This is a genomic window from Mesorhizobium sp. IMUNJ 23033, assembly GCF_044778005.1.
In the GTDB taxonomy this organism is placed as follows: domain Bacteria; phylum Pseudomonadota; class Alphaproteobacteria; order Rhizobiales; family Rhizobiaceae; genus Mesorhizobium; species Mesorhizobium amorphae_A.
Genome location: NZ_JBJACT010000008.1, coordinates 49,255 through 61,229 on the forward strand (window position 1 = coordinate 49,255; position 11,975 = coordinate 61,229).

The 11,975-nt window shown below is 64.6% G+C and carries 13 protein-coding genes and 1 pseudogene; 8 read left to right on the forward strand and 6 right to left on the reverse strand.

Features of this window, described 5'->3' with window-relative positions:
- Positions 1–251: 251 nt before the first annotated feature.
- The 4 genes from rpoN to lptC form a co-directional block, all read right to left on the reverse strand.
- Positions 252–1,781: an RNA polymerase factor sigma-54 gene (rpoN, locus tag ACFX5Q_RS12220; protein WP_404278064.1), complete on the reverse strand. Its 1,530-nt coding sequence runs from the start codon at positions 1,779–1,781 to the stop codon at positions 252–254.
- Positions 1,782–1,995: 214 nt separating this feature from the next.
- Positions 1,996–2,814, reverse strand: a complete 819-nt coding sequence (gene lptB, locus ACFX5Q_RS12225; RefSeq protein ID WP_006200390.1) for an LPS export ABC transporter ATP-binding protein — start codon at positions 2,812–2,814, stop codon at positions 1,996–1,998.
- The gene (locus tag ACFX5Q_RS12230; protein ID WP_120013968.1) at positions 2,814–3,395 is read right to left on the reverse strand and encodes an LptA/OstA family protein; all 582 of its coding nucleotides are present in this window, start codon (positions 3,393–3,395) and stop codon (positions 2,814–2,816) included. Before ACFX5Q_RS12230 ends, lptB begins: the two co-directional genes overlap by 1 nt.
- A complete protein-coding gene (gene lptC / locus ACFX5Q_RS12235) occupies positions 3,382–4,095 on the reverse strand; it encodes an LPS export ABC transporter periplasmic protein LptC (protein ID WP_404278067.1) in 714 nt (237 codons plus the stop codon). Before lptC ends, ACFX5Q_RS12230 begins: the two co-directional genes overlap by 14 nt.
- A 303-nt stretch (positions 4,096–4,398) precedes the next feature.
- On the opposite strand from lptC, the gene sppA reads away from it, so the two are divergent.
- The 4 genes from sppA (at position 4,399) to ACFX5Q_RS12255 (ending at position 7,109) form a co-directional block, all read left to right on the forward strand.
- Positions 4,399–5,355: a signal peptide peptidase SppA gene (gene sppA, locus ACFX5Q_RS12240; protein WP_404278069.1), complete on the forward strand. Its 957-nt coding sequence runs from the start codon at positions 4,399–4,401 to the stop codon at positions 5,353–5,355.
- An 80-nt stretch (positions 5,356–5,435) separates the two neighbouring features.
- Positions 5,436–5,720: an integration host factor subunit beta gene (locus tag ACFX5Q_RS12245; RefSeq protein ID WP_006200394.1), complete on the forward strand. Its 285-nt coding sequence runs from the start codon at positions 5,436–5,438 to the stop codon at positions 5,718–5,720.
- Positions 5,721–5,761: 41 nt separating this feature from the next.
- Entirely contained in the window at positions 5,762–6,106 is a 345-nt protein-coding gene (locus tag ACFX5Q_RS12250) for a DUF1049 domain-containing protein (RefSeq protein WP_120013965.1), read from the forward strand.
- A gap of 37 nt (positions 6,107–6,143) precedes the next feature.
- Positions 6,144–7,109 carry an ornithine cyclodeaminase family protein gene (locus ACFX5Q_RS12255; protein WP_404278080.1) on the forward strand — a complete coding sequence of 322 codons (966 nt, stop codon included), beginning with the start codon at positions 6,144–6,146 and terminating at the stop codon, positions 7,107–7,109.
- A gap of 33 nt (positions 7,110–7,142) precedes the next feature.
- On the opposite strand, the gene ACFX5Q_RS12260 is transcribed toward ACFX5Q_RS12255, so the two are convergent.
- Positions 7,143–7,520 carry a VOC family protein gene (locus tag ACFX5Q_RS12260; protein WP_404278082.1) on the reverse strand — a complete coding sequence of 126 codons (378 nt, stop codon included), beginning with the start codon at positions 7,518–7,520 and terminating at the stop codon, positions 7,143–7,145.
- Positions 7,521–7,620: 100 nt separating this feature from the next.
- Positions 7,621–8,314: pseudogene (locus ACFX5Q_RS12265) on the reverse strand (helix-turn-helix transcriptional regulator).
- 112 nt (positions 8,315–8,426) lie between these two features.
- On the opposite strand from ACFX5Q_RS12265, the gene ACFX5Q_RS12270 reads away from it, so the two are divergent.
- From ACFX5Q_RS12270 to ACFX5Q_RS12285, 4 genes are all read left to right on the forward strand, one after another.
- Entirely contained in the window at positions 8,427–9,518 is a 1,092-nt protein-coding gene (locus tag ACFX5Q_RS12270; protein ID WP_404278084.1) for an RsmD family RNA methyltransferase, read from the forward strand.
- Positions 9,519–10,376 (forward strand): TrmH family RNA methyltransferase, encoded by an 858-nt coding sequence (locus tag ACFX5Q_RS12275; protein WP_404278086.1) that lies wholly within the window; start codon positions 9,519–9,521, stop codon positions 10,374–10,376.
- Entirely contained in the window at positions 10,373–10,861 is a 489-nt protein-coding gene (lspA, locus tag ACFX5Q_RS12280; protein ID WP_404278088.1) for a signal peptidase II, read from the forward strand. Before ACFX5Q_RS12275 ends, lspA begins: the two co-directional genes overlap by 4 nt.
- A 79-nt stretch (positions 10,862–10,940) precedes the next feature.
- Positions 10,941–11,936 (forward strand): MDR family oxidoreductase, encoded by a 996-nt coding sequence (locus ACFX5Q_RS12285; protein ID WP_404278090.1) that lies wholly within the window; start codon positions 10,941–10,943, stop codon positions 11,934–11,936.
- Positions 11,937–11,975: the final 39 nt, after the last annotated feature.

The following is an 11,975-nucleotide window of genomic DNA, read 5'->3' on the forward strand; positions in this document are numbered from 1 at the left end:
GAGTTTATACTCGTGGTCCGTGCGCACAAGCTTTGCGGCGGCACTCCCGCTGTTTTTAAATCCGGACTTTCCGATTGATCACAAGCCGCCTTCTTGGCCGTCCCGTGGCCTTCACCGTGACGGACCATTCGCATGCGGGCTTCGAGCCCGTCTCATGCGGGCGGGCTTCTAGCCACTTCATTGCGGCTTGTCAATGAAGCACGAGAACTGTGGAAATCCGGCCGTCTCGCAGGGCCCGTTTTGGGACCGTATCAACGCCCGACGCTGGCCAGGGCCCGTTTTTCGCGCCGCCGCTGCACCGACGAGGGAATGTTCATGCCTTCCCGGTACTTGGCGACGGTGCGCCGCGCGATGTCGACGCCGCTTTCCCTCAGCATATCGACAATGGCGTCGTCGGAAAGCACGTCGACGGGCTTTTCCTCGTCGATCAGTTGCTTGATGCGGTCGCGCACCGCTTCCGAGGAATGAGCATCACCGCCTCCCGCCGAAGCGATCGAGGCGGTGAAGAAATAACGCAACTCGAACACGCCGCGCGGCGTCAGCATGTATTTCTTCGCCGTGACCCGGCTGACGGTCGATTCGTGCATGCCGATGGCATCGGCCACCGTGCGCAAATTGAGCGGCTTCAGCTGACGCACGCCATGGACCAGAAACGCGTCCTGCTGGCGCACGATTTCCGACGCCACCTTGAGAATGGTCTTCGCCCGCTGATCAAGGCTGCGCGTCAGCCAGTTGGCGTTCTGCAGGCACTCGGCCAGGAAATCCTTTTCCGTCTGGTTTTTCGCGTGGCCGGAAACCCGCGCGAAATAGATATGGTCGACCAGCACGCGCGGCAGCGTCTCGGCATTGAGCTCCACCGTCCAGCTGCCATCATTGGCCGCCCGCACCTCGACGTCGGCGACGATCGCGTCACTGGCGCCGCCCAGGAATGCCGTGCCGGGCCGCGGGTCGAGCGCCCGGATTTCGGCCAGCATGTCGAGAAGATCCTCCTCGTCGACACCGCAGATGCGTTTCAGCGTCTGGAAATCGCGCCGCGCCAAAAGCTCCAGATTGGCGACCAGCGCCTTCATCGCCGGATCGAGCCGGTCACGCACGGCAAGCTGCAGCGACAGGCATTCCGCAAGGTCGCGGGCAAACAGGCCGGCGGGCTCGAATGTCTGGCAAACGTCAAGCACCTTGGCCACCGCCGCCGCGTTCGCGCCGAGACGGACGGCGATTTCGGCGGTGTCGGCGCGCAGGTAGCCGGCCTCGTCGAGGCCGTCGGCAAGCTCGCCGGCGATCAGCCGCGCCGCCGGATCGGCGAAGGCAAGGGCGATCTGCTCGCCGACATGTTCGCGCAGCGTGATTGCCGTGGCCGCCATGTCGCCGACGTCGAAGCCCTCGGACGACGATCCGCCGGCGTTGCCGCCGGAGGCCGATTTCCATTGCGCCGTAAGGTCGGGCCCGAGCCGTTCGCTGGTGCCGGGATCGTCCGGAAAAAGGTTTTCCAGCGAGGAGTCGAGCTTGTCCGAGATCGCCTCGGCGCTCCATTGCGTCTCGGCTTCGAACCAGTCCCCGTCTGAAGCGGGCTCAGGCGCGGCGTCGTTCTTCTGCGCCTGGTCGCTCGCCGCATCGTCCTGCGGCTCGGCGCGCTCAAGCAGCGGATTGCGTTCGATCTCGTCGTCGATGAAGCGGTCCAGCTCGACATGAGTAAGCTGCAGCAGCCGAATCGACTGCATCAGCTGCGGCGTCATCACCAGCGACTGGGACTGTCGTAGCTGTAGCTTTGCCGCCAGAGCCATGGTTCGGTTTCAAACGCCTTCTCTACCCACTGGGAAGTCTACGCATCGGAACAGCCGGAACAAATTTTCCGACCGGGCATAGAGACTGGCCCGGCTTTTGCTTGTCAAGCGAAACGCTAGCAAGAGTCGCTTACCGGAGCGTTATCCGGGCGAAAAAAAGCAAAAAACAACCGAGAATTGCCCCAAATTCACTGCGGGGAAACGTATTTCACGCTCAGAGCGTAAAACCCTCGCCGAGATAGAGACGACGCACATCCGCATTGGCGACCACTTCGTCGGCGCGGCCATGCGTCAGCACCTGGCCGGCATGGATGATGTAGGCGCGGTCGATGAGGCCGAGCGTCTCGCGCACATTGTGGTCGGTGATCAGCACACCGATGCCGCGCGCCGTCAAATGGCGCACAAGCTGCTGGATGTCGGCGACGGCAATCGGGTCGATGCCGGCGAAAGGCTCGTCGAGCAGCATGTAGGCCGGGCGCGTCGCCAGGGCGCGGGCGATCTCGAGGCGACGCCGTTCGCCGCCGGAAAGCGACAGCGACGGCGCCTTGCGCAGATGGCTGATGTGGAACTCCTCGAGCAGTTCGTCGAGGCTGCGCTCGCGCTCCTTGCGGCTCTTCTCGACCACTTCGAGCACGGCGCGGATGTTCTGTTCGACGCTCAGACCACGGAAGATCGATGCTTCCTGCGGAAGGTAGCCGATGCCGAGCCGGGCACGGCGATACATCGGCATCGAGGTGACGTCGAAGCCGTCGATCTCGATCGTGCCTTCATCCACCGGCACCAGGCCGGTGACCATGTAGAAACAGGTGGTCTTGCCGGCGCCGTTCGGGCCGAGCAGCCCGACCGCCTCGCCGGCACGCACGCCGATGGTCACGCCGCTGACGACCTTGCGGCCCTTGTAGCTCTTGGTCAGGCCCTTGGCGATCAAGGTGCCCTTGAACTTCGCGGAATCGACGTTGGCCGTGGCCGGTGTCCCTAATTTGCCGGCGGCCCGCCCCGGAAGGCGGGCCAGCAGCGACGCTACGCCGGCCATTAGTTCTTCGGCGCTCCCTGCTTCGGTGGCGGTGTCATCGACATGATGACGCGCCCGCCGCAGCCGTCGACATTGGCAAGGCCGGTCTTCATCTGCACGGTGAGCTTGCAGCCCTTCAGCACGTTGGGGCCTTGCGACAGCACCACTTCCTTGCCGGACAGAACGAGCACCTGCGTCTTCATGTCGAAAGTACCGTTGTCGCCGGTGGCGATCTGGTCATCCGACTTCATATAGACTTTGTTCTCGACCACCAGATGGTCGATGTTGGCCGAGCCGGTCATCGCCGAGGCTCCTGCGGCCGCGCCCTTTGCGGCATTGGGATCCTTGACATAGTACACTGTCATCTTGCCGGCCTTGAGCATGGTCGGCCCCTGCGTGACGGTAACGTTGCCGCTGAACACGGCGACACTATCCGCCTGGCGGACTTCCAGCTTGTCGCTTTCGATCTGGATCGGCTGGTCGCCCGACAGTTTGAGGCCGGACTGACTGGTCGCGCCGGACTGGGCAAACGAAGGCACCAGGCCGAGCAGCAGGAGCGCCGATGCCGCGCCCACAAGCCGTGCCGAACTACTGGGACGCATTCGATTCTCCGCTCTTTGCCTCCGCCGCCTTCAGGCTGGCGGCGTCGATGTTGACGCGCACTCTGTTTTCGAAAACCAGCACCTTGCCATTGTCCTGGATCGACATCGTGTCCGCCGTGATCCGCGAGCCGCCGCGGCTGACATCGACCGGATCATTCGTCTTCATAGTGCCTTTGCCCATGTCGAGGAAGATGGATTTGAGCTTGGCCTCGATGCCATCGGTTGTCGTCACCGTGATGTCGCTGGTCAGGTTCATCGTGTTGCCGTCACGATCGTAGATGCCGCGCGTCGCGTTGACGGTCGCCACGTTGTCGGGCGCCAGCGGCAATTTGGCATTGATGCCTTCCAGATCGATGATGCCTTGCTTGCCGACGTCCTGGATGGCCCGCAGCGCCGTCAGCGAATAGGGCAGCTTCTGCTTGGTGAAGCCGTTAAGCTTGGGATTGGCCATCACCAGCTTGCCGTCGGAGAAGGCGCTGCCGTCGGCCTGCACCGAGATCGACACGGGCGCGGCGAGATAGGAGTAGACCGGAAAGGCAACGGCGATGATGGCTGCAAGCAGCGGTACCGCGAATTTCAGCACCCGCACCCGGCGCGAATGCCGCTGCGCGAGGTCGAAGGCGTCACCACGCGTGCCGGCTGGCGCCGCAGGCGCCAAAGCCGTCTCGGCATTGGTCTGTTCGTTCGATCGCGCTAGCATGACTATTTTCTAATAAACCCTTGCCCGCCAAAACACCGCCTATAGGTGGGATGCCGGTCCCCGCAAGCAAGCACAAGCCGAGGAAAACCGCAAAAATATGACGGCCGCTGTCTTACAAACGGAAATGAAGGCGACACAATTTCCGCACTTCATAGCAGATAGGGACAGGCAGCGTTAATTTTTCGTGAAACGCCGCTTCGCAGCCGCAGACAATCTTGTGTCCTGCGCAAACCTTAGGAAACGGTAGCCGGGCGTTGGCGCTTGCTTTAAAAGCATCTCTTCCCATCGACCGTGAGGCTGACCATGGCACTGAGAGCCGACGACCTGATCGACCGCCGCCGTTTGCGCCGCAAGCTGACATTCTGGCGCGTTGCCGCGCTCGGCGTCGCGGCGGCCGCACTGATCGCGCTGTCGGCGTGGGTCTACAGCGACGACTTCACCGGTTCGGCGGTCGACCACATCGCCAAGGTCAGGATCGAAGGCACCATCACCGAGGACGAGGATCTGATCAAACGGCTGGAAACCATCCGCCAGTCCGCGAAGGTGAAAGGCGTCATCCTGTCGATCGATTCCCCCGGCGGCACCACGGTCGGCGGCGAATCGATCTTCGAAGAGGTGCGCAAGCTCGCCGCCGACAAGCCCGTGGTGGCGGAGGTCGGCACGCTCGCCGCATCCGCCGGCTACATGATCGCAAGTGCCGCCGACCACATCGTCGCCCGCAAATCCTCCATCGTCGGCTCGATCGGCGTGCTGATCCAGTATCCCGACGTCAGTGGCTTGATGGACAAGCTCGGCATCAAGCTGGAGGAAGTGAAATCCTCGCCGCTGAAGGCCTCGCCCTCGCCCTTCAAGCCGACCAATGACGACGAGCGCGCCATGGTCCGCAAGCTCATCCTCGACAGCTACGACTGGTTCGTCGGCATCGTCGCCGAACGGCGCAAGATGACCCGCGAGCAGGCGCTGGCGCTTGCCGACGGCTCGATCTTCACCGGCCGCCAGGCGCTTGCCAACCACCTGATCGACGCCGTCGGCGGCGAAACCGAGGCGATCGACTGGCTGGCGACCAAGGGCGTCGACGCCAAGCTCAAGGTGGTGGAATGGAAGGACACGGAAGGGCGCGGCAGCTTCCTGTTCTCCAAGACAATGGCCAGGACGATTGCCGGCGCGCTCGGCCTCCCCGACGCCGGCGGTGACGTGATTCAAGAAATTGGAGCGGACCGCTTGTTTCTTGACGGTCTCGTTTCGGTCTGGCACCCTTGACGGGCCGTTTGGGACGGATGAAAAAGCAAATAAAATCATCCTCATAATTTGACCGCAGTGCTTTCACGGGGACCGTTCTCATGATCAAATCCGAACTTGTGCAGATCATTGCCACGCGCAATCCGCATCTTTTCCTGCGCGACGTCGAAAACATCGTCGGCGCCATTTTCGACGAGATCACCGACGCCCTTGCCGAAGGCAACCGGGTCGAACTGCGCGGTTTCGGCGCTTTTTCGGTGAAAAACCGCCCCGCCCGCACCGGACGCAACCCCCGCACCGGCGAATCCGTCGAGGTCGAGGAGAAGTGGGTGCCGTTCTTCAAGACCGGCAAGGAGTTGCGTGAAAGGCTGAACGGCGGCAAATAGGCGCCGCGCGGGGTCAACCCGGCCTTTCGACAGGAAACCTTATGTTCAATCGCTTCATGCTCATCGTGGTCTTCGTGCCGCTGGCCGTCATCCTGATCGCGCTGGCCGTCGCCAACCGCGAACTGGTCGCCTTCACGCTGGATCCGTTCAATCCCGGCAACCCGGCGCTGACGCTCACGCTGCCCCTCTTCATCTTCCTGTTCCTGGCTCTCGCCGTCGGCATGGTCGTCGGCAGCCTGGCGACTTGGGTCAAGCAGGGCCGCTACCGCAAGCTGGCGCGCCAGCGCGGGGTCGAGGCCGAGAACCTGCGCCAGGCGGTCAGCCGCGCCCCTGCGGCGCCGCAAGGGCCGGCCCAAGGGACAGCTTTGCCGAAGCCGACGGCCTGAAGCACGGTTTGGTGCCTTTCGCTCCACGGAGTTTTTCATGCTGACCATTTCGGCCGCCGAGGTCGACCATGCCCTGAGCTTCAAGGGACTGGTCGAGACGTTGCGCAGTGCCTTTCGCGACGGCGCTCTGCAGCCGGTCCGTCACCATCACACCATCGAACGGCCCGATGGTGCGGCCTCTACGTTGCTGCTGATGCCGGCCTGGACCGATTTCAACGCTGCCGGCATCTCGGCGGGCGGCCATATCGGCGTCAAGATCGTCACCGTATCGCCCGACAACAACGCCATCGGCAAACCCGCAGTGATGGGGCTTTATCTCCTGCTCGATGGCGCGACCGGTGAGCCCGAGGCCATGATCGACGGCCAGCGGCTGACGCAGTGGCGCACCGCCTGCGCCTCGGCGCTGGCCGCGTCCTACCTCGCCCGCGAGGATGCGTCGCGGCTGCTGGTGGTCGGCGCCGGCGCGCTGTCGCCGTTCCTCGCCAAGGCGCACTCGGCGGTACGGCCGATCAAGACCATCCGCATCTGGAACCGCACGCCGGCCAATGCCGAAAAGGTCGCGGCTGAATTGCGCGCGGAGGGTTTCCCGGCCAGCGCCGCCGGCGACCTCGATGCCGAACTCGGCGAGGCCGACATTGTCTCGTCGGCGACCATCACGACGGCGCCGCTGATCAGGGGCGCACTGCTGAAACCAGGCGCTCATGTCGACCTGGTCGGCGGCTTCACGCCGACGATGCGCGAAAGCGACGACGAGGCGATTGCGCGCGCCCGCGTCTATGTCGACACCCGCGCCGGCGCCACCAAGGAAGCGGGCGATATCGTCCAGCCGCTGGCCTCCGGCGTGCTGAAACCGGAAGCCATCGTCGCCGATCTGCATGAACTGGCCCGCGGTGAAAAGCAGGGCCGGCAGAGCGCCGACGAGATCACGCTGTTCAAATCGGTCGGCGCAGCCCTCGAGGACCTCGCCGCCGGCATCGCCGTCTACAAGGCGCTCAAGCGCTAAGACGGTGTAGACGAGTAGGGGGATAGGCCTGTCCTACTGCCCTGCCTCTTTCAGCCAGTAGACGCGCAGCCGGTGATTGTCGGGGTCGAGCGCGACGAAGGTTCGGCCGAAATCCATGTCGGTTGGCCTCTGCAAGATGTTCAGGCCTCGCCCGGCCCAGTCTTCATGGGCGGCGTCGACCGCATCAGGCGTATCCAGCGCAAAGACCAGCTCGGCGCCGCCACCCGCCGCCGCGGCCGCCGGCTCCACAGTGTGGCGCGACCACAGGCCGAGCTTGAAGCCGCCGTCGAGCACGAACAGCACGAAGGTTGGCGACGCCTCGACCGGCTGGTGTCCGAGCAGCGCGCCATAGAAGGCGCCGCTTCGCTCGGGGCTGTCGACATAGAGGATGACGAAATTAGGGGGGTTCATGCCTGCTCTCCAGAGTGTTTCGATTGGAGGAACATAGGCGGTCCCACTGTCAGATTCTGGCAGCAGCCGATTTGAAGAACACGAAAAAGTTCGGACGGGATCAACCGCCAGGCGGGAACCGCGGCGTATCCAGCGTCGTTCGCCATTCCCTGAGCAAGGCCTGCCGCCGGCGCGGGTAGCGGACATCGGTGGCGTTGGAGCCCGGAGATGCGATCGGCGCGAAAATGACGAAAATCCTGCCTCGCCTCGCACCAGGCCACGACGACCCGCACGTTGGCGAAGAAGCCGAGTGCAAACGGCCAGACCATGCGCTCGGAGGCAGCACCGCCGGCGTCACGGTAGAGGAAGCCGAGCTTGCGCTCATTGCGGATGGCCTGCCGCACCAGGCTGAGATCTATGCCTTCGACGGCGCCAGCGGCCGGCCCGACCAGCAGCGTGCTGGCATCGAGGTCCTCGCGCAGATCGTCCGGCAGCACCGCGGCGATCTTGGCCAGCGCGTCTGTGGCGGCGGCCGATAGCCGCGAATCCGGCTGCTTGGCCACCCAGCGCGAGCCGAGCACGATGGCCTCGATCTCTTCATCGGTGAACATCAGCGGCGGCAGCATGAAGCCGAGCACATAGCCCAGCCCCGCCTCGCCCTCGATTGGCGCGCCCTGCCCCTGCAGCGTCGCGATGTCGCGGTAGAGCGTGCGGATCGAGATGCCCATTTCGCTGGCAAGCGTGCGCCCGCTCACTGGCCGGCGATGGCGGCGCAGGATCTGGATCAGGTCGAGCAGGCGTTCGGAGCGGGACATGATCCCAGATTTGCCTGTTTCCTCGGGCGAGGTCCATCGCATGCGCCGGACCATTTTGTTGCGAAGCCGGTGGCCCTATGTCAAAAGCGGCCTGCCGTTCCGGAGACCTTTCTTGAAATCCTTTCGCGACCGAAACCGCGACAACCGCCCGCGCCAGCCTGCGAGATCCGGGACGGAGCAGTCACGCCCACGCGACGGCGGTCATCCGGTCAAGCGGTCGCCAAAGCCTGACGAAAGAAACGAGATACGAGCGCAGGACCGGTCCGAACCGAAGCCTACACCGCGCATCCTTGCCCGCCGCGACGGCGTCTTGCCCGCCGAACGGCTGCCGCTGATCCTCGAAGTTGCGCCCAATGGCGATTATGCGCTGCTCGACAGCGGCGCCGGCCAAAAACTCGAGCAATATGGCCCCTATCGCATCGTGCGGCCCGAGGGCCAGGCGATCTGGCAGAAAGCGCTGCCGGCAAGAGACTGGGAGTGCGCCGACGCCATCTTCACCGGCGACACCGACGAGGAAGGCATCGGCCGCTGGCGCTTCCCGCGGACGCCGCTCGGCGAGACCTGGCCGATGAAGCATGACGGCATCGACTATCTCGGCCGCTTCACCTCGTTTCGCCATGTCGGCGTCTTTCCCGAGCAGGCTTCGCACTGGGACCATATGGCCGGCCTGATCGCGGCGGCGAAGCGGCCGGTCAAGGTGCTGAACCTGTTCGGCTACACCGGGCTTGCCTCGCTGGTGGCGGCCCGCGCCGGGGCCAAGGTCACCCATGTCGATGCCTCCAAGAAGGCGATCGGCTGGGCGCGCGAGAACCAGGAGATGGCCGGGCTGGGCAACAAGCCGATCCGCTGGATCGTCGACGACGCGGTGAAGTTCGCTGAGCGCGAGGAGCGCCGGGGCAGCCGCTACGACATCGTCCTGTTCGACCCGCCCGCCTATGGCCGCGGGCCCAAGGGCGAGGTCTGGCAATTGTTCGAGGATCTGCCGGGCCTGACCGACCTCTGCCGCGCGATCCTGACGCCCAAACCGCTCGCCGTGGTGCTGACCGCCTATTCGATCCGCGCCTCCTTCTTCGCCATCCACGCCTTGATGCGCGACACTTTTGCCGGCATGGGCGGCACGGTGGAGTCGGGCGAATTGATCATCCGCGAGAAATCCGCCGGCCGGGCGCTGTCCACCTCGCTATTTTCGCGCTGGGTGGCCTGAATGAGCGAGCGACACGCAGGCGCGCCAGGGCAGGTCAAGGAAGTCACCAGCCTCGCCAATCCGCTGGTCAAGGACATCAAGGCGCTCGCCTTGAAGAAATTCCGCGACCAGCAGAATGCCTTCATGGCCGAGGGCCTCAAGCTGGTCATCGACGCGCTCGACCTCGGCTGGTCGATCAAGACGCTGATCTTCGCCAAGGCAGGGCGCGGCAATGCGGCGGTCGAAAAGGTCGCGGCGCGCACCGTCGCCGCCGGTGGCACCGTGCTCGAAGTTTCCGAAAAGGTGCTGACGGCGATTACCCGCCGCGACAATCCGCAAATGGTGGTCGGCGTCTTTGCCCAGAAACTCCTGCCGCTGAAGGACATCCGCGCCAGGGACGGCGATGTCTGGGTGGCGCTCGACCGGGTGCGCGACCCCGGTAATCTCGGCACCGTCATCCGCACCGTCGATGCCGTCGGCGCCAAGGGCGTCATCCTGGTCGGCGAAACCACCGATCCGTTCTCCGTCGAGACGGTGCGCGCCACCATGGGCTCGATCTTCGCCGTGCCTGTGGCCAAGGCGACGCCCGAAGCCTTCCTCGCCTGGCGAAAGAGCTTTTCCGGCCTCGTCGCCGGAACGCATCTGAAGGGCGCGGTCGACTACCGCTCGGTCGATTTCTCCAGGAGCCCGGTGCTGCTGTTGATGGGGAACGAGCAGCAGGGCCTGCCCGACAGCCTGGCCGAAAGCTGCGACCGGTTGCTCAGGATCCCGCAGGCCGGCCGCGCCGATTCGCTCAACCTCGCAGTGGCGACGGGCGTCATGCTGTACGAGATCCGGCGCGGCGCGCTGAAGCTGGGGCTGGAGAACACCAAATCGTGAAGTCATGGTCCCCCTATGCCGTGCTGGTCGTCGTCGCCATCGGGCTCGACCAGTGGATAAAACAACTGGTCGAGACCGGCCTCGCCTTTCAGGAGAAGGTCGACCTGGTACCGTTCCTGGCGCTCTTTCGCACCTACAACACCGGTATCGCCTTCTCGATGTTCTCGTCCTTCGGCGACACCGGCCTGGTGGTCATTGCCGCCCTCGTCGTCGCCTTCGTGCTCTATCTCGCGACGCGCACGCCGGCCGGCCATGTCCTTTCGCGCACCGGCTTTGCCCTGATCATCGGCGGCGCGCTCGGCAATCTGATCGACCGCGCCGTCTATGGCCACGTCATCGACTACATATTGTTCCACACGCCGGTTTGGTCCTTCGCCGTCTTCAACCTCGCCGACGCCTTCATCTCGGTTGGCGCAGCACTGGTCGTCTTCGACGAACTGATCGGCTGGCGGCGCGAAGCCAAGCCCCAGGGGCCGGACGCCTGAACGCCCGACTCGCTTGAAAGATTGACCTCGCCGGGCCGTCGCCGCACAGTCCGCGCATCGCAATTTCGAGGAGAAAAAAGTGTCCAAAACCTTCAAAGCCATCCTCGTTTCGCGCGACGCAGAGAAAAAGCAGTCAGTGGCGGTGACCGACCTAACCGAGACCGAGCTAATGGAAGGCGACGTCACCGTCGCGGTCGAAGCGACGACGGTCAACTACAAGGATGGGCTGGCCATCACCGGCAAGGCGCCGGTCATCCGGCGCTGGCCGCTGGTGCCGGGCATCGATTTCGCCGGCACCGTCGTCTCCTCGTCCCATGCCGACTGGCGCAAGGGCGACAAGGTCATCCTAAACGGCTGGGGCGTCGGCGAGACGCATTTCGGCGCTTACGCCGGTCGCGCCCGCGTCAACGGCGACTGGCTGGTGCCGCTGCCTGAGGGCATGAGCCCGCATGATGCGATGGCGGTCGGCACGGCAGGCTATACCGCCATGCTTTGCGTCATCGCGCTCGAGCGGCACGGCATCGTGCCCGATCGCGGCCCGGTGGTGGTGACCGGTGCCGCCGGCGGCGTCGGCTCGGTCGCGGTCTCGCTCCTGTCCAGCCTCGGCTACCATGTCATCGCCTCGACCGGCCGTAATGCCGAAAGCCCCTACCTGATCGATCTCGGGGCTGCCGAAGTGATCTCACGCGATGAGCTTGCCCAGCCGGCAAAGCCGCTGGCCAAGGAGCGCTGGGCCGGCGGCGTCGACGCGGTCGGCAGCCATACGCTGGCCAACGTGCTGTCGATGACGTCCTATGGCGGCGCGGTTGCCGCCTGCGGGTTGGCCGGCGGCATGGACCTGCCTGCGAGCGTCGCACCCTTCATCCTGCGCGGCGTCTCATTGCTCGGCATCGATTCAGTCATGGCGCCGAAGCCGGTCCGACTCGAGGCATGGCGCCGTATCGGCACCGATCTCGACCATAAGAAGCTCGCCACGCTTTCCACGACCATCGGTTTCGACGGTATTGTCGCGGCCGCGCGCGACATCGTCGACGGCAAGATCAGGGGCCGCGTCGTGGTCGATATGCAGCGTTGACAAGGCAAAACGGCGCGATCGCTAAAATTCGAACGATCC